This is a genomic window from Cellulomonas sp. PhB143 (assembly GCF_003752595.1).
In the GTDB taxonomy this organism is placed as follows: domain Bacteria; phylum Actinomycetota; class Actinomycetes; order Actinomycetales; family Cellulomonadaceae; genus Paraoerskovia.
Window position 1 is genome coordinate 58,354 of record NZ_RKIJ01000016.1, and the last position, 21,911, is coordinate 80,264.

The 21,911-nt window shown below is 75.7% G+C and carries 22 protein-coding genes; 11 read left to right on the forward strand and 11 right to left on the reverse strand.

Going from position 1 to position 21,911, the window contains the following annotated elements; translation table 11 throughout:
- Nucleotides 1-220 precede the first annotated feature (220 nt).
- Both EDF32_RS13585 and EDF32_RS13590 read left to right on the forward strand, forming a co-directional pair.
- Complete coding sequence (locus EDF32_RS13585; RefSeq protein ID WP_233565927.1) at nucleotides 221-1,357, forward strand: cysteine desulfurase family protein; 1,137 nt, start codon at nucleotides 221-223, stop codon at nucleotides 1,355-1,357.
- Nucleotides 1,354-1,605, forward strand: a complete 252-nt coding sequence (locus tag EDF32_RS13590; RefSeq protein ID WP_123309089.1) for a sulfurtransferase TusA family protein — start codon at nucleotides 1,354-1,356, stop codon at nucleotides 1,603-1,605. The genes EDF32_RS13585 and EDF32_RS13590 overlap by 4 nt, the downstream gene beginning before the upstream one ends.
- A gap of 107 nt (nucleotides 1,606-1,712) precedes the next feature.
- Here EDF32_RS13590 and erpA read toward each other — a convergent pair whose 3' ends face one another.
- Nucleotides 1,713-2,063, reverse strand: a complete 351-nt coding sequence (erpA, locus tag EDF32_RS13595) for an iron-sulfur cluster insertion protein ErpA (RefSeq protein WP_123309090.1) — start codon at nucleotides 2,061-2,063, stop codon at nucleotides 1,713-1,715.
- Nucleotides 2,064-2,153: 90 nt separating this feature from the next.
- Nucleotides 2,154-3,284 carry a glycerate kinase gene (locus EDF32_RS13600; protein WP_123309091.1) on the reverse strand — a complete coding sequence of 377 codons (1,131 nt, stop codon included), beginning with the start codon at nucleotides 3,282-3,284 and terminating at the stop codon, nucleotides 2,154-2,156.
- Nucleotides 3,285-3,355: 71 nt separating this feature from the next.
- Here EDF32_RS13600 and nadA point away from each other — a divergent pair, with 71 nt between their 5' ends.
- The 3 genes from nadA to EDF32_RS13615 are packed head-to-tail and all read left to right on the forward strand — an operon-like array spanning nucleotide 3,356 to nucleotide 5,745.
- Nucleotides 3,356-4,570 carry a quinolinate synthase NadA gene (gene nadA / locus EDF32_RS13605; RefSeq protein ID WP_123309092.1) on the forward strand — a complete coding sequence of 405 codons (1,215 nt, stop codon included), beginning with the start codon at nucleotides 3,356-3,358 and terminating at the stop codon, nucleotides 4,568-4,570.
- Nucleotides 4,571-4,588: 18 nt separating this feature from the next.
- Entirely contained in the window at nucleotides 4,589-5,200 is a 612-nt protein-coding gene (locus EDF32_RS13610; protein ID WP_123309093.1) for a DJ-1/PfpI family protein, read from the forward strand.
- Nucleotides 5,201-5,217: 17 nt separating this feature from the next.
- Nucleotides 5,218-5,745, forward strand: coding sequence for an acyl-CoA thioesterase (locus EDF32_RS13615; protein ID WP_123309094.1), 528 nt, complete (start codon nucleotides 5,218-5,220; stop codon nucleotides 5,743-5,745).
- Nucleotides 5,746-5,765: 20 nt separating this feature from the next.
- Here the strand turns inward: EDF32_RS13615 and EDF32_RS13620 are convergent, their stop codons facing one another.
- Entirely contained in the window at nucleotides 5,766-7,178 is a 1,413-nt protein-coding gene (locus EDF32_RS13620) for a dipeptidase (RefSeq protein WP_123309095.1), read from the reverse strand.
- Between the two features lie 61 nt (nucleotides 7,179-7,239).
- On the opposite strand from EDF32_RS13620, the gene EDF32_RS13625 reads away from it, so the two are divergent.
- Complete coding sequence (locus EDF32_RS13625) at nucleotides 7,240-7,842, forward strand: DUF3043 domain-containing protein (protein ID WP_233565928.1); 603 nt, start codon at nucleotides 7,240-7,242, stop codon at nucleotides 7,840-7,842.
- A gap of 12 nt (nucleotides 7,843-7,854) precedes the next feature.
- Here the strand turns inward: EDF32_RS13625 and EDF32_RS13630 are convergent, their stop codons facing one another.
- Genes EDF32_RS13630 through EDF32_RS13645 form a run of 4 tightly spaced genes read right to left on the reverse strand, consistent with a single transcriptional unit; the run spans nucleotide 7,855 to nucleotide 10,035 of the window.
- Nucleotides 7,855-8,085: a hypothetical protein gene (locus EDF32_RS13630; protein WP_123309096.1), complete on the reverse strand. Its 231-nt coding sequence runs from the start codon at nucleotides 8,083-8,085 to the stop codon at nucleotides 7,855-7,857.
- Nucleotides 8,082-9,173 carry a quinone-dependent dihydroorotate dehydrogenase gene (locus EDF32_RS13635; protein ID WP_123309097.1) on the reverse strand — a complete coding sequence of 364 codons (1,092 nt, stop codon included), beginning with the start codon at nucleotides 9,171-9,173 and terminating at the stop codon, nucleotides 8,082-8,084. Before EDF32_RS13635 ends, EDF32_RS13630 begins: the two co-directional genes overlap by 4 nt.
- The gene (locus EDF32_RS13640; protein WP_123309098.1) at nucleotides 9,170-9,679 is read right to left on the reverse strand and encodes a hypothetical protein; all 510 of its coding nucleotides are present in this window, start codon (nucleotides 9,677-9,679) and stop codon (nucleotides 9,170-9,172) included. Before EDF32_RS13640 ends, EDF32_RS13635 begins: the two co-directional genes overlap by 4 nt.
- Nucleotides 9,679-10,035 (reverse strand): hypothetical protein, encoded by a 357-nt coding sequence (locus tag EDF32_RS13645; protein WP_123309099.1) that lies wholly within the window; start codon nucleotides 10,033-10,035, stop codon nucleotides 9,679-9,681. Before EDF32_RS13645 ends, EDF32_RS13640 begins: the two co-directional genes overlap by 1 nt.
- Nucleotides 10,036-10,066: 31 nt before the next feature.
- Between EDF32_RS13645 and EDF32_RS13650 the strand changes: the two genes are divergently transcribed.
- A complete protein-coding gene (locus tag EDF32_RS13650; RefSeq protein ID WP_233565929.1) occupies nucleotides 10,067-11,614 on the forward strand; it encodes a leucyl aminopeptidase in 1,548 nt (515 codons plus the stop codon).
- A 15-nt stretch (nucleotides 11,615-11,629) separates the two neighbouring features.
- Here EDF32_RS13650 and EDF32_RS13655 read toward each other — a convergent pair whose 3' ends face one another.
- Nucleotides 11,630-11,965: an oxidoreductase gene (locus EDF32_RS13655; protein WP_123309100.1), complete on the reverse strand. Its 336-nt coding sequence runs from the start codon at nucleotides 11,963-11,965 to the stop codon at nucleotides 11,630-11,632.
- A 161-nt stretch (nucleotides 11,966-12,126) separates the two neighbouring features.
- Between EDF32_RS13655 and lpdA the strand changes: the two genes are divergently transcribed.
- The 3 genes from lpdA (at nucleotide 12,127) to EDF32_RS13670 (ending at nucleotide 16,369) form a co-directional block, all read left to right on the forward strand.
- Entirely contained in the window at nucleotides 12,127-13,509 is a 1,383-nt protein-coding gene (gene lpdA, locus EDF32_RS13660; RefSeq protein ID WP_123309156.1) for a dihydrolipoyl dehydrogenase, read from the forward strand.
- Nucleotides 13,510-13,539: 30 nt separating this feature from the next.
- Nucleotides 13,540-15,291, forward strand: a complete 1,752-nt coding sequence (gene sucB, locus EDF32_RS13665; RefSeq protein ID WP_123309101.1) for a 2-oxoglutarate dehydrogenase, E2 component, dihydrolipoamide succinyltransferase — start codon at nucleotides 13,540-13,542, stop codon at nucleotides 15,289-15,291.
- A gap of 106 nt (nucleotides 15,292-15,397) precedes the next feature.
- A complete protein-coding gene (locus EDF32_RS13670; protein ID WP_123309102.1) occupies nucleotides 15,398-16,369 on the forward strand; it encodes an epimerase in 972 nt (323 codons plus the stop codon).
- Here EDF32_RS13670 and EDF32_RS13675 read toward each other — a convergent pair.
- From EDF32_RS13675 to EDF32_RS13685, 3 genes are all read right to left on the reverse strand, one after another.
- Entirely contained in the window at nucleotides 16,362-17,891 is a 1,530-nt protein-coding gene (locus EDF32_RS13675; protein WP_148061610.1) for a hypothetical protein, read from the reverse strand. The two genes, EDF32_RS13670 and EDF32_RS13675, sit on opposite strands and share 8 nt — an antisense overlap.
- An 80-nt stretch (nucleotides 17,892-17,971) precedes the next feature.
- Nucleotides 17,972-19,012, reverse strand: a complete 1,041-nt coding sequence (locus tag EDF32_RS13680) for a Gfo/Idh/MocA family protein (RefSeq protein WP_123309104.1) — start codon at nucleotides 19,010-19,012, stop codon at nucleotides 17,972-17,974.
- The gene (locus EDF32_RS13685; RefSeq protein WP_123309105.1) at nucleotides 19,009-21,309 is read right to left on the reverse strand and encodes an MMPL family transporter; all 2,301 of its coding nucleotides are present in this window, start codon (nucleotides 21,307-21,309) and stop codon (nucleotides 19,009-19,011) included. Before EDF32_RS13685 ends, EDF32_RS13680 begins: the two co-directional genes overlap by 4 nt.
- Nucleotides 21,310-21,360: 51 nt before the next feature.
- Between EDF32_RS13685 and EDF32_RS13690 the strand changes: the two genes are divergently transcribed.
- On the forward strand, nucleotides 21,361-21,903 hold the full coding sequence (locus EDF32_RS13690; protein ID WP_233565930.1) for a MarR family winged helix-turn-helix transcriptional regulator: 543 nt from the start codon (nucleotides 21,361-21,363) through the stop codon (nucleotides 21,901-21,903).
- The last annotated feature ends 8 nt before the right edge of the window (nucleotides 21,904-21,911 follow it).

Sequence of the window (21,911 nt, forward strand, 5' to 3'; positions counted from 1 at the left end):
TCGTCCTGCGCGGGCGGTGTCTGGTCTCCACACGTTCCACGCAGAACCTTCGTCCTCGACACACGCAGCCTAGCGCGCGATCGACGGGGGCGACGTCGTAAACGTCAGCCGCCGGACGACGGTACGTCACATTCGCGGCACCCTCGGCCGATCTTCGACACACGCCCCGGCAACATGTCAGAAAACGGTCGCGACCTGCCGCGACGGTAGCCTGGACGGCGTGCGCACCCACCTCGACAACGGCGGCGACGCGCCTCTGCACCCGGCGGCCCGCGCGGCATACCTGCGGGCGCTCGACGACGGCTGGGCGGACCCGCGGCGCCTGCACGCCGAGGGGCGACGCGCGGCGGTCCTGCTCGGCGCCGCCCGTGAGTCCCTCGCGGCGTCGCTCGGTGCCCGCACCGAGGAGGTCCACCTCGCCGCCAGCCACACCGCAGCCCTGCACGCCGGCGTGCTCGCGGTCCGGACGGGCCGACGCCGGCGCGGCCCGGTCGTGGTCCTCCCCCGCATCGAGCGGGCCGCCGTGCGCCACGCCGCGGAGCTTGCCCTGCCCGGCGTCGAGCCGCGGACGGAGCTCGTGGACGTCGACCGCGCCGGTCGCGTCGACGCCGAGGCGATGGCCGCGGCGCTCGCCCTCCCCGGCGTCGCGCTCGCGTGCCTGCAGCAGGCGAACGGCGAGGTCGGCACGTGCCAGCCGCTCGCTCGCGTCGCCGAGGCCGCCCGCGCGGCGTCGGTGCCCCTGCTGGTGGACGCGGGGGCCGCGCTCGGGCACGTCCCGGCGCCCGCGGCGTGGGACCTGCTCGCCGCGGACCCGGCCGACTGGGGCGGCCCCCGCGGCGTCGGCGTCCTCGCGGTCCGGTCCCGGGTGCGCTGGGGACGCAGCTGGCCGCAGGACCCCGAACCCTGGTTCCCGGGGGGCGTGTCCGTCCCCGCGGCGTTCGCTGCGGCGGCATCCCTCGAGGCGGTGACGGCGGACCGGCAGGCCGAGGACGAGCGCCGCCGGGCGCTCGTGGCACGGGTCCGGGCGTCGGTGGCCCGGATCCCCGACACCGAGGTCGTGGGCGACCCCCAGGACCGTCTGCCGCACGTCGTGACGTTCTCGTTCCTCTACGTCGACGGCGAGGCGCTCGTCACCGAGCTCGACCGCGCAGGGTTCGGCGTGGGGTCGGGCTCCGCGTGCACCGCCAGCACGCTGGAGCCCAGCCACGTGCTCGCCGCGATGGGGGTGCTGACGCACGGCAACGTGCGGATCGCCCTCGACCGCACGACGAGCGAGGACGACGTGGACCGCTTCCTCGCGGAGCTGCCGCGGGCCGTGGCACGGGTGCGCTCGATGCTCGGGGCCGAGGGACTGTGAGCGAGGTCACGGAGCCGGAGACCGTCGACGCCCGCGGGCTCCGCTGCCCGCTGCCGGTCGTCCGTCTCGCCGCCGCGGCCCGGGAACGACCGGACGGCTCGCTGCTGCGCGTGCTCGCCACCGACCCCGCGGCCCGGCACGACGTCCCCGCCTGGGCCCGCATGCGGGGCCACGTCGTCGTCGGCGCCGCGGAGGTCGCGACGGGCGTGTGGGCCGTCACGGTCCGGCTCGGTCCCGGCGCGCGCTGACCCGCGAGCCCGTCGGCCGGCGCCCGGCACGCGCGCTGCACCGCCGCGAACGGCGGAACGACCCCGGCCCGCCGGGCCGAGGTCGTTCCGTGGTGAGCAGGTGCGCGTCAGCCGAACGAGCCGCCGCAGGCGCAGGACTCCCCCGCGTTGGGGTTGTCGATCGTGAAGCCCTGCTTCTCGATGGTGTCCGCGAAGTCGATCGTCGCGCCCTCGAGGTACGGGACGCTCATCTTGTCGACCACGACCTCGACGCCGTCGTAGTCCTTGAGCGCGTCGCCGTCGAGCACGCGCTCGTCGAAGTAGAGCTGGTAGATCAGGCCGGAGCATCCGCCGGGCTGGACGGCGACGCGGAGCCGCAGGTCGTCGCGTCCCTCCTGGTCGAGCAGGCTGCGCACCTTGTCGGCCGCGAAGTCGGTCAGCAGGACGCCGTGCGTTGCGGTCTCGGTGGTCTCGCTCATCTCTCACTCCACGAAGGTCGGGGGTCGGGTGCCGCGTGCGACACGCCCGTTCGGTGGTCCAACACCGTCCGCGGGCGGTGTGTTCCCACTCTACGCGCCGCGGGACGGCGTCCAGGTGCGCGCGACGCGGGCGATCCGCGCGGCACGGTGCGCCGCGTCGCCGCTGACCTCGTACGTCCCCGCCACGCCCGCGGCACCCGCCTCCCGGCGCCCGGCCTCCACCCGGGAGCCGACGACGACGACCGGGACCCCGAGCCGTCCCGCTCGGCGTGCGGCGTCGGGGACCTCGCCGTCGTGCAGCGCCGCGGCGTCCAGCACGTCGACCACGACCACCACGACGTCGGCGTCGTCGACCGCCCCGTCGAGGCCCGCGCGGTCGGCGACCCACCGGGTCGCCGGGACGAGCGTCCCTCCCGCCACGAGGACGGCGGTCCCGAGCCCGCCGCCGGCTCCCGTCCCGCCCGCCGAGGTCAGCCGGCGTGCCGCGGCACGGACGTCGCCACGCACCAGCAGGTCCCGCGACAGGGTCGCGACCGCGGGCGCCAGCGCGTGCGCCCAGGCCGAGAACCGTCGCTCCGTCTCCTGGCCGACCTCCCCCGGCAGCCGCGAGCCGGCCCCGTGCAGCCCGAGCAGCGGCAGCTCGTCGTGCACGAGCCCGACGAGCTGCGCCCCGTTCAGCCCGGCCCGCGCCTGCGCCACCCACCGGACCGCCGACGCGCCGCCGGGATCCGCCTCGCCCGGGCCGGACCCCGGCGACCACGGCCGGCCCGCCAGGCCGGCCAGCAGCCCCGCTCCGGCGTCGTGCGCGACCGCCCCGCCGAGCCCGAGCACCACGGCGCGCGAGCCGCCCGCCGCCGCGCGCACCAGGTCCCCGACCCCTCGCGTCGATGCCGTGCGCTCGGTGCCCGGCGGGACGGACGCACGCCCGGCGACCTCCTCTGCGGCGACGTAGGCCACCTCGGCGCCGGGGTCCCCGAACCGCAGCACCGTGCCCGGCGTCCGGGCCTGCGCCTCGCCGTTCAGCGCCGCGGGGACGAGCACGGTCTCGCGCGACGCACCCCCGAGGCCCTCCAGCACCGCGAGCGCCCCGGCGCCGCCACGGTCGGTGCGGACGGACCGCACGCTCGCGCCGGACGCGGCCGTCCACACGTCGACGACCTCACCGGCCAGCGCGCCGCCCGGGACTGCGGTCGTCACGAGGACGCGTGCAGGTGCCGGCATGCGGGCATCATCGCAGCACCGTGAGCGGTCCGGCCGACCGCCACCCGCGGCCGCTGTGCCAGAATCGGCGTGTGAGCACCCTGCTGGAGAACACGTTCTCGGAGCCTGCGCCCTCGCCCCTCCTCCTGCTCGGCCAGGGCCGCGACCTCGCGTCCGAGCGCGGCGTCGAGTGCGCGGGCGAGCTGCCTGCGCCGAGCGACCCCGGGCTGGTCGAGCGTGCCCGCGCGGCACGCGCCGCGCTGGGCGAGCGTGCGTTCGTCCTCGGCCACCACTACCAGCGCGACGAGGTCATCGACTTCGCAGACGTCACGGGTGACTCGTTCAAGCTCGCGCGCGAGGCCGCCGCCCGGCCCGAGGCGGAGTACGTCGTGTTCTGCGGCGTGCACTTCATGGCGGAGAGCGCCGACGTCCTCACCTCCGACGACCAGCGCGTCGTCCTGCCCGACATGGCCGCCGGGTGCTCGATGGCCGACATGGCGGAGATCAACCAGGTCGAGGAGGCCTGGGAGGTCCTCGAGGACGCGGGGCTCGCCGACGTCGTCGTCCCCGTCACGTACATGAACTCGACGGCCGCGATCAAGGCCTTCACGGGTCGTCACGGGGGGACGGTCTGCACCTCGTCGAACGCGGAGGTCGCGCTGCGCTGGGCGTTCGAGAAGGTCGGCGGCCTCGACCCCGCCGACGCCCCCGTCTCCGGCAAGGTGCTGTTCATGCCCGACCAGCACCTCGGGCGCAACACCGCCGTCGAGCGGCTCGGGCTGTCCCTGGACGACTGCGTGGTCTACGACCCTCGCAAGCCCGGCGGCGGCCTGGACACCGACGAGCTGCGCGACGCCCGCATGATCCTGTGGCGTGGGCACTGCTCGGTGCACGGCCGGTTCTCGGTCCGCAACGTCACGGACGTGCGCGCGGCGGTCCCCGGGATCACGGTCATGGTGCACCCGGAGTGCACGAACGAGGTCGTCACGGCCGCCGACCTGGTCGGCTCGACCGAGTTCATCATCAAGGCGCTCGACGCCGCCGAGCCCGGCTCGTCGTGGGCGATCGGCACCGAGCTGAACCTCGTGCGGCGGCTGGCGAACGCGCACCCCGACAAGTCGGTCCACTACCTCGACTCGACGGTGTGCTTCTGCTCGACCATGAACCGCATCGACCTGCCGCACCTCGTCTGGGCGCTCGAGTCGCTCGTCGCGGGCCGGGTCGTCAACCAGATCGTCGTCGACGCCGACGACGCGCACTGGGCACGCATGGCGCTCGACCAGATGCTGGCGCTGCCCGGGCTGTAGACGCCTGAAGGAGGAACAGTGACGCACCGCAGCGGCGGGCCGCACATCGGCATCCTGGTGTTCGACGGCGCCGAGGAGCTCGACGTCGTCGGGCCGTTCGAGGTGCTCGCGGCGTGGGCCACGCTCTCCGACCTCTCGCCCCGGGTCACGACCTTCTCGCCCGACGGCAACGGCGTGCGCCTGGCCAAGGGGCTGTGCCTGGTGCCCGACCGGTCCGCCGCGGACGTGGGCCCCCTGCACGTCCTGGTCCACCCGGGCGGGCGGGGCACCCGCGCGCTGACGGCGGACCCGGCGCACCTCGCGTGGCTGCACGAGGTCCGCGCCACGACGCCGGTCGTCGCGAGCGTGTGCACCGGCGCGCTGGTCCTCGCCGCCGCGGGCCTGCTCGCCGGGCGACCGGCCACCACCCACTACCACCACTTCGACGAGCTCGCGTCGCTCGACCCGAGCGTGCTGGTCGACGTCGACGCCCGGTTCGTCGACGACGGCGACGTCGTCACGTCGGCGGGCGTCGCGGCGGGCATCGCGGCGGGCATCGACATGGCGCTCCACCTCGTCGCCCGCCTCGAGAACGACTCCGCCGCGGCCCGGGTGAGCGAGGCGATCCAGTACCCGATACCGCCGGTGTGAGGTAGTACGGTGCGCAGGTGACCCGACAGATCCAGCTCACCCTCGCCAGCGTCCGCCCCCGCGCAGCGGTCCCCGGTCGCACCGTCCTGGACCCGTCGGTGACGCGGATGCGCGTGCGCCCCGGCGACCTCGACATGTACCTGCACGTCAACAACGGCGTGTACCTGCAGATGATGGACGTCGCGCGCAGCAACTTCCTCGCGGACCTCGGCGCCTTCGCGCTGCTCAAGGAGAAGAGCTGGGGGCCGGTCGTCGCGTCGTCGACGATGACCTACCGGCGCTCCCTCAGGCTGTGGGACCGGTTCGAGATCACGTCCCGCGTGCTCGGCTGGGACCCCCGCGTCGTCTACATGGAGCAGGTCTTCACGCGGCACGGCGAGCGGTGCGCCCGCGGGGTCGTGGCCGCCCGGTTCCTGACCCGCACGGGTGAGCGCGTCCCCGGCGACCGGGTCGCCGAGGCCCTGGACCCGGGGGTCGTCTCCCCCGCGCTGCCCGACGACGTCGCCCGGTGGGCAGACGCCGTCGGCGTCGCCCACCGGGCCTGAGCGGCCGCCCGGGCAGGGCGTCAGCCCCGGGCGAGCCGGCGCAGGAGCAGCGCCTCGGCCAGGACGACGTGCTCCAGGTCCCCCAAGTGCACGGACTCGTTCGCCCCGTGGGCGAGCGAGTCCGGGTCCTCGACCCCCGTGACCAGGATCGCCGCGTCGGGGAACACCTCGAGCAGGTCGGCGATGAACGGGATCGACCCGCCGATGCCGATGTCGACCGGCGCAGTGCCCCAGGACTGCTCGAACGCCCACCGCGCGGCCTGCATCGCGGCGGAGTCCTCGGGCGCCGCGAACGGCTTGCCGAGGTCGCCGTCGTGCACCGTCACGCGCGCGCCGAAGGGCGCGTGGGCCAGCAGGTGCTCCTTGAGCAGCTCGAACGCCTCCGCGGGGTCCTGGCCCGGGGCGATGCGCATCGAGACCTTCGCCCGCGAGCGTGGCGCGATGGTGTTCGACGCCGCGTCGACCCCGGTCGCATCGATCCCGACGACGGCGATCGCCGGCTTCGTCCACAACCGGCCCGCGAGAGAGCCCGAGCCGGCGAGCCGGATCCCGTCCGGCAGGCCCGCGTCGGCCCGGAAGGACCGCTCGTCGTAGTCGACCGACGGCTCGGGGGCGTGGTGCAGGCCCGGGACGGCGACCTCGCCGTCGGCGTCGTGCAGGGTGGCCAGCAGGCGGGCCAGGATCGTGTACGCGTCGAGCACGGGGCCGCCGAACATCCCGGAGTGCACGGCCTGGCGCAGCACCTCGACCTCCACCGTGCAGTCCACGAGGCCGCGCAACGTCGTCGTCAGGCCCGGGGTGCCGACCTTCCAGTTCGAGGAGTCCGCCGCGACGATGACGTCGGCCGCCAGCAGGTCCTGGTGCTCGGCGAGGAACGGGCCGAACTGCGGCGAGCCGATCTCCTCCTCGCCCTCGGAGAAGACGGTGACGCCGACGCCCAGCTCGTCACCGAGCACCCGCAGCGCGCCGACGTGGGCGACGATCCCCGCCTTGTCGTCCGCCGCGCCTCGCCCGTAGAGCCGCCCTTCGCGCTCGACCGGCTCGAAGGGGCCGCTGTCCCAGTGCGCCCGGTCGCCGGGCGGCTGGACGTCGTGGTGCGCGTAGAGCAGCACCGTCGGCGCGCCCTGCGGGGCGGGGCGGCGCGCGACCACCGCCGGCCTGCTGCGGGAGCCGTCGGGTCCGGTCGCGTGCAGCACCCGCACGTCCGGCATCCCGGCGCCGCGCAGGAGGTCCGCGACGGCCTGCGCGCTGCGGTCCATGACGGACTGGTCGAACGTGGCGTTCGAGACGCTGGGGATGCGGACGAGCGCCTCCAGGTCCTCGCGCAGCGCGGGGAACTGCGCGGCGACCCGGGTGCGCAGCCGGGCCACGGCGTCGGGCGCGTCAAGGAGGTCGTGGTCGTCGGGACGGGTGCCAGCGGCGGAGTCGGTCATGCCTCGCACGCTACCCGTGGCCGACGACGGTCGGGCGCCGGTTCTCGACTACCCTGGAGGGGTGTTCTCTCGCAGCAAGGGCTCGGACGCCCCCTCCACAGACGTGACGCCGGTCGAGGCCGACGTCGACCCGGTCGGCATCTCGACCGGCAAGGGTCGCGCCACCCCCAAGCGCAAGGAGGCGGAGGCCGCCAACCGGCGACCGCTCGTCCCCGGCGACCGCAAGGCCGCCGCGAAGGACGCGCGCTCGAAGTCGCGCGAGGCGCGGGCCCGGCAGCAGCAGGCCCTGCAGAACGGCGACGAGCGTTACCTCCCCGAGCGGGACAAGGGCCCCCTGAAGCGGTACGTGCGCGACTACGTCGACGCCCGCTGGAACCTCGGCGAGTTCTTCCTCGTCGTCGCGTTCGTGGCGCTCGGGCTCATGATCGTCACCTCGAGCATGCCGCAGCTCTCGGTCGTCGTGACCATGGTCCTCTACGGCATGGTGCTCATCACCATCGTCGACGCCGTGCTCATGTGGCGCGGCCTCAAGCGCCGGCTCCTGGCGAAGTTCGGCGACGTGCCGAGCGGGACCATGATGTACGCCGTCATGCGCGCGTTCCAGATCCGGCGCGCCCGGCTGCCCAAGCCGAACCACAAGCAGCACGGCAGCTACCCGGAGTAGTCCGCCCCGCGGTCAGTCCGTGGGCGCCGGACGCTCGGTCGGACCATCCGCCGGCAGCTCGACCGGAGCGGTGACCACGGCGCCGTCGTGCATCAGCGAGGCTCGGACGACCCCCTCCGCGGCCAGCGAGCGCCAGTGCTCCCCGAGCCACTGCTCGGCGTCGTACTGGTTCGTGAACACGGGGCTCGGTCGTGTCGCGGCCGCCGCGACGAACAGCCACTCCCACTGCGGCGGGCGGGTCATCGCGCCACCTGCCCCGGCTCGCCGGCCGTCGCCCCCGCGTCGCGCACGAGCGCGCGGTTGATCCGCGCGGCCCACAGCGGACCCTCGTAGGCGAACGCCGAGTACCCCTGCACGAGGTCGGCGCCGGCCCGCAGGTAGTCGCGGGCGTCCTGCGCCGTGGTGACCCCGCCGACGCCGACGACGGCCACGTCCGGCCCGAGCCTGCCGCGCAGCCGCGCCACGACCGCGAGGCCCCGGTCGCGCACCGGCGGCCCGGACAGACCGCCGGGGCCCCGCTCGTGGGCGACGGTGGTGTTCACCGCGACCACGCCGTCGAGCCCCAGCTCGAGCGCGAGGTCCGCGACGGCGTCGACGTCCTCGTCCGCGAGGTCCGGCGCGATCTTGACCAGGAGCGGGACGCGCCGCGTGCCGGCGGACGAGCAGGCGGCGTCGGCGGCCTCGCGGACCGCGACGAGGATCGGGCGCAGCGCCGCGGTCGACTGCAGGTCGCGCAGCCCGGGCGTGTTGGGCGACGAGACGTTCACCACCAGGTAGTCGGCCAGGGGCGCGAGGAGGGCGGCCGACGTCGCGTAGTCGCCCGCGGCGTCCTCGGCGGGGGTGACCTTCGTCTTGCCGATGTTCGCCCCGACGAGCACGGCGCGGCCGGCGCGCGAGGAACGCAGCGCGGCGAGCCGCTCTGCCGCCGCCGCCGCCCCGTGGTTGTTGAACCCCATGCGGTTGCGGATGCCGCGCACGTCCAGCTCGCGCCACAGCCGCGGACGCTCGTTGCCCGGCTGCGCCTGCGCCGTGACCGTCCCCACCTCGACGAACGCGAACCCGAGCATCGTCAGCCCGCGGACGCCGCGGGCGTCCTTGTCGAAGCCGCCCGCCAGGCCGAACGGCGCCGGGAACGTGCGGCCGAGGACCTCGACGCTCCCGGGGCCGCCGGCACCGCGCCCCAGGTACGGGGCGAGCGCGCCCTGGACCACGTCCCGCAGGACGGGAACCCGGCCCGCGGCGCAGATCGCGTCGAACGCCAGCGCGTGCGCGCGCTCGGGGTCCATCCGCCGGAAGACTGTGTCGAAGAGCAGGTCGTAGGGGCGCTTCACGCGGGGTCCTCCGTGGTGCGGTCGGGGTGGTTCGGTCGCGGTCGGGTGCGGTGCAGCCACCAGAGCCCGACGAGCGGCAGCACCAGCGGCACGTAGCCGTAGCCCTGCCCGTAGCCGGACCACACGGTCGCGTCGGGGAACGCCGCCGCGTCCACGAGGGACACGGTGCCGACCGTGACCACGCCCGCGAGCTCGACGCCCACGGCGATCCAGGCGACGGTCCGCCACCGCCCGCGGCCCACGGCGAGCGCGACGGTCGCGACGACGTACACGAGCGCCGCGAACGCCGAGAGGAGGTACGCGAGCGGGGCCTCGTGGAACTGCTCGGCGAGCTGGTAGGCGGCACGCGCGAAGGCGGAGATCGCGAAGACGCCGTAGACGGCGACGAGCAGGCGGCCGAACCCGCGGCCGCTCGAGCCCTCGGCTCCGGGGTCGTGCGCCGGGGGCGCGGGCGAGGCGGCACCCCGCCCGGCCGCGGGCGTGCCGGGCGTCGGTTCGGTGGGCATCAGCCCTCCCAGATCTGCCAGAGGCGGTACTCGAGGAACGCGACCGTCACGGCGGCCACGAGAAGGACGACGGAGCTCCACCGCGTCCGCTCGGCGAACGCCCACACGGCGGCGACCGGGAGCAGCACGAGCGCGGTCAGGAAGTAGCCCCAGAACAAGGCCGGGTCGTACGCGTGGTCCTGGGTCGCCACGAGGACGACGGCCCACACCACCTGCACCAGGAGCACGGCCTCGACCACCGCCGCGCCCCACAGCTGGCGCAGCACGACGGCGCGGTCGCGGGCCACGAACCACCCCGCCCAGGCGGCGAGGGCCACGCACAGCGCGACGGCCAGGAGCAGGAGTGCGAGGACCACGTGCCGAGGGTACCGGGGTTAGCATCGGGTCGTGGCTGACCTCTCCCTCTCACCGACCGCTCTGACCCTCTCCGACCAGAACCCCGTCGACGCCAAGGTCGACGCGCTCGTCGTCGGCACGCACCCGACGGCCGACGGCGTGGCCGTCGTCGGCGCCGACCTACCGCCCGCGCTGGTCGACGAGCTGGTCCGCCTCGCGAAGCCGCTCGGGCTCGCCGGCGCGGCCGACGAGGTCCGCACGCTCCCGGCCGGCGCCGCGTGCGCCGCGGACCTCCTCGTCCTGACCGGCCTCGGCGCCACGGGCGCCGACGGCACGTTCGACACCGAGGCCCTGCGCCGTGCCGCGGGCGCCGCGATGCGATCCCTCGCCGGCTCCTCGACCGTCGCCGTCGCGCTGCCGTCGACCTCGGTCGCCGACGTCGCCGCGATCGCCGAGGGCGCGCTGCTCGGCGCCTACACGTACACGCGATACCGCTCGACGGCGTCGTCCAAGGTCCGGCGCTCCGACGACGGGGCTCCCGGCACGGACGTCTCCCGGCCGCCCGCGGCCGTCGAGGTCGTCACCCCCCTCGCCGACGACGCCGACGCGGAGGCGGCCGTCGAGCGCGCGGCGATCCTCGCCGCCGCGGTGCACGGGGCGCGCGACCTGGTGAACGCCGCACCGAACGACCTGTTCCCCGCCGCCTTCGCCGACGCCGCCAAGGCGGCCGTCAAGGGCACCGGCATCAAGGTCACGGTCCTCGACGACAAGCAGCTGGTCGCCGGCGGTTACGGCGGCCTGGTCGGCGTCGGACAGGGCTCGACGCGTGGTCCGCGGCTCGTCAAGGTCGCGTACACGCCGCCGAAGCCCGCCTCGAAGGTCGCGATCGTCGGCAAGGGCATCACCTTCGACTCCGGCGGCATCTCCCTGAAGCCGGGGCCGGGCATGGAGGCGATGAAGTCCGACATGTCGGGTGCTGCCGCGGTCCTGCACACGGTGGTCGCCGCCGCACGCCTCGGCCTGCCGGTCGCCGTCACCGGCTGGCTCTGCCTCGCGGAGAACATGCCGTCGGGCTCCGCGCAGCGGCCGTCCGACGTCCTGACGATGCGCGGCGGCACGACCGTCGAGGTGCTCAACACCGACGCCGAGGGCCGGCTGGTCATGGCCGACGGCCTGGTGGCCGCGACCGAGGAGGAGCCCGACGTCGTCCTCGACATCGCGACCCTCACCGGGGCCCAGATGGTGGCGCTCGGCCGGCGGGTCTCGGCGGTCATGGGCGACGAGGCCGTCCGCGGCGAGGTCACCGCCGCGGCGGCCGCCACGGGCGAGCAGTTCTGGCCGATGCCCCTGCCGGACGAGCTCCGCGCGACGCTGAAGTCCAAGGTCGCGGACCTCGCGAACATCGGCGAGCGCTGGGGCGGCATGCTCATCGCCGGTGTCTTCCTGCGCGAGTTCGTCGGCTCGACGCCGTGGGCCCACCTGGACATCGCCGGGCCGGCGTTCAACGAGAAGTCGGCCTTCGGCTACACCCCGGCCGGCGGCACCGGCGTCGGCGTGCGCACGCTGCTCGGGCTGATCGAGGCGCGCGCGGCACGCTGAGCCCAGGGGCTCCGCTCAGCGACGGCGCTGGGCGGAGTTCCAGTCCCGGAAGCGCTGCGGGTAGCCCGTGAACCGGACCAGGTAGAGCGGGACGCCCAGCTGGGCGGCCACGGCGCGCGCGGCGTCCTCGTCGGGCACGCGCCGCCGGGTCCACTCCCCCGTGGTGGCCACGAGCAGGACCGTCGTCGGCGTGTCGTGCGTCGCGTCCTCCACGTACGCCTCGACCCCCACCCGCGTGCGAGCGAACTCGGCGAGGTGTTCCATCGTCCGACGGCGGTTGTCGCCGGCCGACGGGTTCGAGGAGGATCCCGTCGACCGCCCGCGCGAGAAGATCCGGGAGAAGCTGACCATCCCAGCAGGATAGGTGGTCGCCGGCGCCCCGTCCGGGCGCGCACGTCGTGTCTGGAGCGTCACACCGTCGGGCGCCGTCCTCGAATTGGCCGGGCCCGACCGGAGTGCCAAGATGGCCCTTGGTCCCACCCCGCCCGAACGACCGCACGAAGGAGATGCACGTGGCCGACACCGGCACGGTCTTCGACGTCGTCGTGCTGGGCGGCGGGAGCGCCGGGTACGCCACCGCGCTGCGGGCGGCCGAGCTCGGGCTGACCGTGGCCCTCGTCGAGGCGGACAAGCTGGGCGGCACCTGCCTGCACAGCGGCTGCATCCCCACCAAGGCCCTGCTGCACGCCGCCCAGGTGGCCGACGACGCCCGCGCCGCCGCGCACGTCGGGGTGCGCGCGACGTTCGACGGCATCGACATGGACGGCGTCAACCGCTACAAGGACGGCGTCGTGTCGGGCCTCTACCGGGGCCTGCAGGGCCTGGTGCGCTCGCGCGGGATCACGATCGTCGAGGGGCGCGGCACGCTCGTGGCGCCGGACGCCGTGGAGGTGGACGGCACCCGGTACACGGGGGCGAGCATCGTCCTGGCCACCGGCTCCTTCGCGCGCACCCTGCCGGGCCTGACCGTGGAGGGCGCCGTCGTCACCTCCGACCAGGCCCTGACGACGGACCGGGTGCCGGCGTCCGCCGTCGTGCTGGGCGGCGGCGTCATCGGCGCCGAGTTCGCGAGCGTGTGGCGCTCCTTCGGCGCCGAGGTCACCGTCGTCGAGGCGCTCGAGCACCTCGTCCCCACGGAGGACGAGGCGCTCTCGAAGGCGCTGGAACGGGCGTTCCGCAAGCGCGGGATCGACGTCGTGCTCGGCGACGGGGTCGCCGGTGTCACGCAGGACGGCTCCGGCGTGCACGTGCGCCTCGTCTCGGGCGCCTCCCTCGACGCCGAGACGCTGCTCGTGGCGGTCGGCCGCGGCCCGCGGACCACCGACCTGGGGCTCGAGGAGCAGGGCGTCACGCTCGAGCGCGGCTTCGTCGTGGTCGACGAGAACCTGCGCACCGGCGTCGGGAACGTCTACGCCGCCGGCGACGTCGTCGCGGGGCTCCAGCTCGCCCACCGCGGGTTCGCGCAGGGCATCTTCGTCGCCGAGCACATCGCCGGCCTCGACCCGGCGCCCGTCGTCGAGTCGGGCATCCCGCGCGTCACCTACAGCGACCCCGAGGTGGCGTCGGTGGGCCTCAGCCAGCGCGTGGCGGAGGAGCTGCACGGTGCCGACGCCGTCGAGACGGTCGAGTACAACCTCGCCGGCAACGGCAAGAGCAAGATCCTCGGCACGTCCGGGTTCGTGAAGCTGGTGCGCCGCAAGGACGGCCCCGTCCTGGGCGTGCACATGGTCGGCGCCCGGGTGGGCGAGCTCGTCGGCGAGGGACAGCTCGTGGTCAACTGGGAGGCCTATCCCGAGGACGTCGCCGGCCTGGTCCACGCGCACCCCACGCAGGACGAAGCACTGGGAGAGGCCTTCCTGGCGCTCTCCGGCAAACCGTTGCACGCTCACAACTGACGAAATCGATCGAAGGAGACCCACGAGGTCATGGCTGACAAGGTGCAGATGCCGGCGCTCGGAGAGAGCGTCACCGAAGGAACCGTCACCCGCTGGCTCAAGTCGGTGGGCGAGCGCGTCGAGGTCGACGAGCCGCTGCTCGAGGTCTCGACCGACAAGGTGGACACCGAGGTCCCCTCGCCCGTCGCGGGCGTGCTCGAGAAGATCCTGGTCGAGGAGGACGAGACGGTCGACGTCGGCACCGACCTCGCCCTGATCGGGGACGGCTCCGGCAGCGGCTCGGACGACTCGTCGGACGGCGGGGCGGACGCCGAGCAGGCCGAGCCGGAGCAGGAGCAGCAGGCCGCCCCGGAGCAGGCCGAGCCCGCCCCCGAGAAGCCGCAGGCCGAGCAGCAGGAGGCCTCCGCCGCGGACGCCTCGTCGGGCGACGGCGAGGAGATCCTCCTGCCCGCGCTCGGCGAGAGCGTGACCGAGGGGACCGTCACCCGGTGGCTGAAGTCCGTCGGCGACACCGTCGAGGTCGACGAGCCGCTGCTCGAGGTCTCGACCGACAAGGTCGACACCGAGGTCCCCTCCCCCGTCGCGGGGACCGTCCAGAAGATCCTGGTCGAGGAGGACGAGACGGTCGACGTCGGCACCGTCGTCGCGATCGTCGGTTCCGGCGCAGCGCCCACGGAGGCACCGACCTCGCCGGAGCCCGCTGCTCAGAAGGAGCCGGCGAAGGCCGAGGCCCCCGAGCAGGAGGCCCCGAAGCAGGAGGCCCCCAAGGCGGACGAGCCGAAGGAGCCGGAGCCCGACGCCCCGAAGCAGGAGGCTCCGAAGCAGGAGGCCCCGAAGGCCGGCGGGTCCTACCTGACGCCGCTCGTGCGCAAGCTCGCGGCCGACAAGGGCGTGGACGTCGCCTCGATCGCCGGCACCGGCGTGGGCGGCCGCATCCGCAAGGAGGACGTGCTGGAGGCGGCGCGCAAGGCCGAGGAGGCCACGCAGGCCGCCCAGGCACCGGCTGCCGCGGCGCCCGCCGCCGGCGGTGCGGCGAAGGCGCCCACGATCCCCGAGGTCTCGCCCAAGCGCGGCACCACGGAGAAGATGTCGCGCCTGCGCAAGGTCGTCGCGTCCCGCATGGTCGAGGCCCTGCAGACGCAGGCGCAGCTCACGACCGTCGTCGAGGTCGACGTGACCCGGGTGGCGCGCCTGCGCGCCCGGGCCAAGAACGACTTCAAGGCCCGCGAGGGGGTCAACCTGACGTTCCTGCCGTTCTTCGCGCAGGCGGCCACGGAGGCGCTCAAGGCCCACCCGACGATCAACGCCAGCATCGACGGCGACCAGATCGTCTACCACCCGCAGGAGAACGTCGGCATCGCGGTCGACACCCCCCGCGGCCTCGTCGTCCCGGTCATCCGCGACGCCGGGGACCTCAACCTCGCCGGGATCGCGCGCAAGATCGCCGACCTCGCGACGCGCACGCGCGAGAACAAGGTCTCGCCGGACGAGCTCGGTGGTGCGACGTTCACCATCACGAACACCGGCTCGGGCGGCGCGCTCATCGACACCCCGATCGTGCCGGGCGGCCAGGTGGCCATCCTCGGCACGGGCACGATCGTCAAGCGCCCGGTCGTGGTGACCGACGCCGACGGCGAGGAGAGCATCGCCGTCCGGTCGATGTGCTACATCTTCCTGTCCTACGACCACCGCCTGGTGGACGGGGCCGACGCGGCGCGCTTCCTCGCCGTGGTGAAGAAGCGCATCGAGGAGGGCGCGTTCGAGTCCGAGGTCGGTCTCTGACTCCCGCTCCAGCCGCCTGACGTCGTCGGCCCCCACCGGTCCTCCCGGTGGGGGCCGACGTCGTCCGCCGCGGGCGAGCACCCGCCGCAGCGCCTAGCGTCGCAGCATGGACGTCGTCGTCGCCGGGAGCCACGGGCTGCTCGGCACCACCCTGGTCGACCGGCTCCGGGCGAGGGGGGACCGCGTGCGGCGTCTGGTGCGCCGCGAGCCCCGCGCGCCGGACGAGCTCGGGTGGGACCCCGGCACCGGCGTGCTCGACCCGCGCCATCTCGACGGGGCCGACGCCGTGGTCAACCTCGGCGGGGCCGGCGTCGGCACGCGGTACTGGAGCACCGGCTACAAGCGCACGGTGCTCGAGTCCCGGACCGTGCCGACCTCGCTGATCGCGCGGACCCTCGCCCGGGCGGCCGACCCGCCACCGACGTGGCTCCAGGCGTCCGCGGTCGGCTGGTACGGCGACCGCGGGGACACCCCGCTGACGGAGAGCGCGGCCCCCGGGGACGGTTTTCTCGCGGGCGTCGTGACTCGGTGGGAGGCGGCGACCCGCCCGGCGCAGGACGCGGGCACGCGGGTCGTGCACCTGCGCACGGGCATCGTCCTCGCACCCGACCCCGGGCGGCTGAGCAACCTCCTGCCGCTGCTGCGCCTGCAGCTGCCCGAGGGCGGCACGCTCGCGGCACTGCTGCCGATCCTGCGCACCGGGCTCGGCGGGCCGCTGGGTCCCGGCACCCAGTACTGGCCGTGGATCACGCTGCCGGACGAGACCGGGGCGATGCTGCACCTCCTCGGGCCCGCCGGGGACGCGGTCCGCGGGCCGGTCAACCTCACGGCCCCCGTGCCCGCGCGCAACCGCGACGTGATGGCCGCGCTCGCGCGCGTCGTGCATCGCCCCGCCCTCGTGCGCGTGCCCACGCCCGCGCTCCGCGTGGCCCTCGGCGAGTTCTCCCAGACGCTGACGGACTCCCAGCGGGTGCTCCCTGCCGCCCTGGAGGCCAGCGGCCACACGTTCGAGCACCCCACGCTCGACGACGCCGCGCGCTGGCTCTCCGCGGCGCGCGACGCCGCCGCCGTCAGCTGACCTCCGCCACCCGCCACCCGGCGTCGGTCCACTCCAGCTCGAGCGTCGCCCGCATCGGCCCCGAGGCGGGGACGTGCGTCGACCCGCGCCCTGACTCCTGGGCGTGCGCGCCCACCCGGTAGACGACGTCCACCACGGCCCGGTCCGCGGTGGCGACGTCCCCGGGGTGCGGGCGCGCCTGCGAGACGTCGACGGACGCCCCCCGCACCGTGACGCCGTCGGCACGCAGCCGCTCGAGCTGGGCGAGCTCGGCGGCCTGCGCAGCCGAGCCGGGGAGCGTGGTCCCGGTGCCTCCGCCGTCGGCCGGCGCCCCCTGCGGTGTGCCGCCGGTCAAGGCGGCCACGCGCCGCGCCGTGAGCACCCGCGCCGCGCCGAGCGGGTCCTCGTGCACCGCGGCCGCGTCGGCGGGCGCACGCTCCGTCGTCGTCGTCGCCGGGCGCGTGCCGGGAGCCGGGGCCGACCCGGGTCCCTGACCGGCGCCGGGCCCGAGGACCGCCAGCGCGACCACCGCGGCAGCGCAGGCCGCCAGGCTCGCCGCGGCCGTGACCGCGGCCCGGCCCAGGGTCCGCGGGCCGGCGGGCGCGCGGTGCCGCCGCGCGCGGGCGGGCCGGACCGGGGCGCGGGCGGGCCGGACCGGGGCGCGCCCGGCGACGCCGCCACCCAGGCGCGCCGCCGCCAGCCCCGCACGGTCGGGGACCCGCACCGGCGCCGGCGGCACGGCCGCGTCGCACCACGCCGCGAACGTGCCGGCCGCAGGTCTGCGCTCGGGATCGGGTGCGCGCCCCGCGGCGATCACGCGACGCAGCCCGCCCCGCGCCTCCGCGTCCTCGCCCGACGGGTCGTCCCGCCGTCCCCGCTCGGCCAGCACGGCCGACAGGAGCCGGGCGAGGGCCGCCACGTCGTCGGCGGCGGTCCGGCCCGCCGGCACCGGGCCGGTCCAGGGCGCGACGCGGACCGAACCGTCCTGCGCGACCAGGATGTGGTCCCCGCCGACGTTCCCGTGCACGGCACCGTCCGCGTGCAGGGCGGCGAGCGCTCGGGCGACGGTGCAGCCGACGAGCGCGACCTCGGCGGGCGTCAGCGGGCCGCGGGCCTCGACGAGCTCCTCCACGGTCACCGCGTCCGTCACGTCCTCGGCGAGGACCACGCGCGCGCCGTCGGTGTCGAGCGTCCACACCCCGAGCAGGCTCTCGTGCCGCGCGCCCGCGAGCGCCTCGAGCCGCGGCCCGCCGAGGGGCGCCCCGTCCCGGGCGAGGCGCCGGACCCCGTCGTCGCCCTGGAGGGCCCAGCCCCGCGCTCCCCCGCCGACGACGCGCCAACCCTGCGCGCTCGCGAGCCGCAGCACGGCGTCCGGCGGTCCGTCGAGCGGATCGGCGCGGGCCGGGCCGGCAGCGGACAGGCCCGCACCGGACGGACCAGGGACGCAGGACGCGCCCGCGGACGGCCCGCGCCCTCCCGCGAGCGCTCCGCGCGGGGGCGTCGGGTCGCCCGCGCGCGGCGCGGGGCCGGACCGTGGTGCCATGCCCCCATCCCACCGCACCGCGGGCGGGGCAGGCCGGCCATCCACAGGGCGGATCCTGCCCACGGGACGGGCGTGCCGGGTCAGACCGGCACGCGCCGCCCGGTCCGCGCGGACTCGCGCGCGGCGTCGAGCACCTCGGCGGTGCGCACGGCGTCGGCCGGGTCCACGGGCACGGGTCCACCGCGCAGCCACACGTCCACGGCGCGGTAGAAGTCCGCGTGCCCGCCGGGCGCGCGGGGCACGGGCGTGCGCTCGCGCCCGCGGGTGAGCCACCCCTCGGTACCCTCCGGCGCCGCGCCGTCGAAGACCTCGAACGGGGAGGCGTCGTTCTCGAAGCTCGTCACGACGTACGCGCCGTCGTGACCGAGCACCCGGGTGCGCGGGCCCGCGGCGGCGACGACCGACCCGGCCCAGAGCCTGCTCACGACCCCGGGGGCGCCGCCCGAGGGCGCGTGGTGGAGCAGCAGGAGCACGTCGTCCTCGGTCGGCGTGGTCAGCGCCCGCAGCTCGGCGTAGACGGACTCCACGGGCCCGAAGAGGACGCTCGCCGAGTCCACGAGGTGCGGGCCGAGGTCGAGGAGCAGCCCGCCGCCCACCGGGTCGTTCTCCTTCCAGCGCTGCTGCGGGACGGGGCGGTACCGCTCCCAGCGACGCTCGAAGGTGTGCACGCCGCCGAGCTCGCCGCGCTCGAGCAGCGCGCGGAGCGTGAGCTGCTCGGGGTCCCAGCGCCGGTTGTGGAACACCGTGAACGGCGTACCGGAGGCCGCGGCCGCCGCGACGACCCGCCGGGCCCCTGCCGCGTCGAGCGCGATCGGCTTGTCGAGCACGAACGGGACGCCCGCCGCCGCGACCGCGACGGCGTGCTCGACGTGGAGCGGGGTCGGGCTGGCGACCACGACGGCGTCGTAGGCGTCGGGCTCGGCCAGCAGGGCCGGCAGGTCGTCGACGAGCCGGGCGCCCGGCCAGTCCTCCGCGGCGGCGGCGCGCCGCCCGGGGTCGCGGACGACGACGGCGCTCACCTCCAGCCCGGCCTCGCGGGCCAGGCGGGCGTGGATGCCCCGCCCCGCACCCCCGTAGCCGACGAGGGCGAGGCGGGTCCGGGCTGCGTCCGAGAGGCTCATCGGTCCATCGTCGCAGGCTCCGCCTGCGGCGCCGGGCCGTCCGCCGCGTGCTGGGGCACCGGCCGGGCCAGCCGGCTCGGCCACCAGGTCCGGCGCCCGATGTCGTGCACCAGCGCCGGGACGAGCAGCGTGCGCACGACCAGCGTGTCGAGCAGGACCCCGAAGGCGACGATGAAGGCGATCTGCGCGAGGAACAGCAACGGGATGACGCCGAGCGCGGCGAACGTCGCGGCGAGGACGACACCGGCCGAGGTGATCACCGAGCCGGTCACGGCCAGGGCGCGCAGCACCCCGAGGCGTGCCCCGACCCGCACGGTCTCCTCGCGCACGCGCGTCATCAGGAAGATGGAGTAGTCCACCCCGAGCGCGACCAGGAAGCAGAACGCGAACAGCGGCACGGACGGGTCGGCGCCGGGGAAGTCGAAGACGTGGTCGAACATCACCGCCGAGACGCCGAGCGCGGCGCCGAACGAGAGCACGTTCGCGACGACGAGCAGCGCGGCAGCCAGCACCGAGCGCAGCAGGAGCATGAGGATCGCGAGGATGACCAGGAGCACCACCGGGACGATGACGCGCAGGTCCCGCTCCCCCGCCAGCTGGGTGTCGAGCCGCTCGGCCGCCGCGCCGCCCACCAGCGCGTCGGGAGACACCTCGTGGACCGCGTCGCGCAGCTCCTCGACCGTCTCCACGGCCGCCTGGGAGTCCGACGACGCGGACGTCGCCACGTCGATGCGCACCGTCCCGTCGACCACCAGCGGCGGCCCGTCCGACGGCGTGCCGGGGGTCCCGGCGCCCTGCTCGGTCACCGGCGTCACGGACGCGACACCCTCCGTGCCCTGCGCCGCCCGCACGACGGCGTCCGCGTCGCCCTCGGGCGCGACGACGACGGCCGGCTGGGCGGAGAGCCCCTCGTAGTGCTCACCGACCACCTTCTCGCCGTCGACGGAGTCGACCTGCGTGAGGAAGACCTCGGAGTCGCCCGTGCCGGAGGCGTCCAGGGTCGGCACGAACGCGGCGGCCCCCGCGAGCACCAGGGCGGTGACGACCCACACGGCGCGGTCCCGGCGCCCGACGAACGACGCGACGCGCGACCACGCCCGGTGCCCCTCGACGGCGACGCCGGTCCCGCGGTCGTCCGCGCCGGTGGTGATCTCCGCGGTCCGGCCCTCGTCGGTCTGGTCGCCGGTGTACCGCGGGATCCTCGGCCAGAAGATCCCGCGCGAGCGCGACCCGGCGACCAGCAGCAGCGCCGGCAGGAACGTGAGCGCCCCCAGGAACGCGGCGCTGATGCCGATCGCGGCGACGGGACCGAGCGAGCGGTTGGAGGCGAGGTCGGAGAGCAGCAGGCACAGCAGGCCGGCGATCACGGTCCCGGCGCTCGCGGCGACCGGCGGCAGCGACGCGCGCACCGCCCGGCGCAGCGCCGCGTAGGTGCTGCGGGTGTGCACGAGCTCCTCCCGGTAGCGCGCCACGACCAGCAGCGAGTAGTCGACCGCTGCGCCGACGACGAGGATCGACAGGATCCCCTGGGCCTGGCCGTTGAGGGTGATGGTCCCGGCGTCGGCCAGGTGGTAGACCACGAGCCCGGCGAGGCACAGCGAGAAGACGGCGGTGAGGATCACCATGAACGGCAGGACCGGCGAGCGGTAGACGACCGCGAGGATGACGAGCACCGCGACGAGCGCGACGAGCAGCAGCACCGTGTCGATGCCGCCGAAGGCGTTGACGAGGTCGGCGACGAACCCGGCCGGACCGGTGACCCAGACGGTCAGCCCGGCGTCCTGCAGGTCGCCGCTCGCGTCCCGCAGCGCCTCGACCACCCCGTTCGTGATGCTCTCGTCGTCCGGCCCGTAGCCGTCCGACGACGTCGCGGCGTCCAGGGAGACGACGACGAGCCCCGCCTCCCCGTCCTTCGAGGGCACGACGACCGGGTCGGCCGTCGAGACGTCCCCGACGGTCTGCGGGTCCCCGGGCCCGGCACCCGGGAGCGGGAGGTCGGGGACGGCGTCGGCCCACGTCCGCAGGTCCCCGAGGTCCTGCTCCGACAGACTCCCGCCGTCGGCCCCTTCGGCGACCACCAGGGCGGGCAGCGACTCGGCGTCGACGAACGCCGCGCTCTCCTGCGCGGCGCGGGTCGACTCGGCGCTCTGCGGCAGGAACGACGCGTCGTCGTTGGTCTGCACGGAGCTGAGCTGACCCTGGGCCTGTCCACCCACCGCACCGATCGCGAGCCAGACGCCGAGAACTGCCAGGATGAGCAGTCCGCGCAGCACACCGGAGGGACGTTTGCTCAGCATGCTGAGTAGTCTGGTCGGACGCGCGGGGCACTGGCAACCCGGAGGTCACGAGTGACACAGCGATCGGCAGGGCGGACGGCAGACGGACCTGCGGAGCGACCGGCAGGGCGGCCGGGCGACGGCGACGGCGACGAGCGGCACGCGCACGACCTGACCCCGGACGAGTACGACTCGGACGACCCGGCGCGCTGGCCGACGGGGCGGCTGCTCTCGTCGGTCACCCGCAGCCTCGAGCGGGACTGGAACACCCACCTGGGCGGGTGGGCGCTCAACCACGCGAGCATGCCCGTGCTGCTGCACCTGCTGCGCGGCCCGCGGACCCAGCGCGAGCTCGCCGCCGAGAACCGGGTCACCGAGCAGACCATGAGCCGCATCGTGGAGCGGCTCGAGCGCAACGGCCACGTGGAGCGCGCCGACGACCCGGGCGACCGCCGCCGGCGGCTCGTGTCCGTCACCGCCGAGGGTCGACGTGTCGCGCTCGAGGCCGCCGACCCGCGCCGGGGCGAGGTCATGGCCACGCTCGGCCTCGAGCCCGACGAGGTCGCCCGGCTGCGCGGCCTCCTCGTCCGGATGGTCCGCGCGCGGGGGCGCTAGCCTGTGCC

Bases quoted from the DNA above. Each gene is read 5' to 3' on its own strand.
- erpA (WP_123309090.1), bottom strand. From the start codon at position 2,063: ATGAGCGAGACCACCGAGACCGCAACGCACGGCGTCCTGCTGACCGAC.
- EDF32_RS13600 (WP_123309091.1), bottom strand. From the start codon at position 3,284: ATGCCGGCACCTGCACGCGTCCTCGTGACGACCGCAGTCCCGGGCGGC.
- EDF32_RS13620 (WP_123309095.1), bottom strand. From the start codon at position 7,178: ATGACCGACTCCGCCGCTGGCACCCGTCCCGACGACCACGACCTCCTT.
- EDF32_RS13630 (WP_123309096.1), bottom strand. From the start codon at position 8,085: ATGACCCGCCCGCCGCAGTGGGAGTGGCTGTTCGTCGCGGCGGCCGCG.
- EDF32_RS13640 (WP_123309098.1), bottom strand. From the start codon at position 9,679: ATGCCCACCGAACCGACGCCCGGCACGCCCGCGGCCGGGCGGGGTGCC.
- EDF32_RS13655 (WP_123309100.1), bottom strand. From the start codon at position 11,965: ATGGTCAGCTTCTCCCGGATCTTCTCGCGCGGGCGGTCGACGGGATCC.
- sucB (WP_123309101.1), top strand. From the start codon at position 13,540: ATGGCTGACAAGGTGCAGATGCCGGCGCTCGGAGAGAGCGTCACCGAA.
- EDF32_RS13670 (WP_123309102.1), top strand. From the start codon at position 15,398: ATGGACGTCGTCGTCGCCGGGAGCCACGGGCTGCTCGGCACCACCCTG.
- EDF32_RS13675 (WP_148061610.1), bottom strand. From the start codon at position 17,891: ATGGCACCACGGTCCGGCCCCGCGCCGCGCGCGGGCGACCCGACGCCC.
- EDF32_RS13680 (WP_123309104.1), bottom strand. From the start codon at position 19,012: ATGAGCCTCTCGGACGCAGCCCGGACCCGCCTCGCCCTCGTCGGCTAC.
- EDF32_RS13685 (WP_123309105.1), bottom strand. From the start codon at position 21,309: ATGCTGAGCAAACGTCCCTCCGGTGTGCTGCGCGGACTGCTCATCCTG.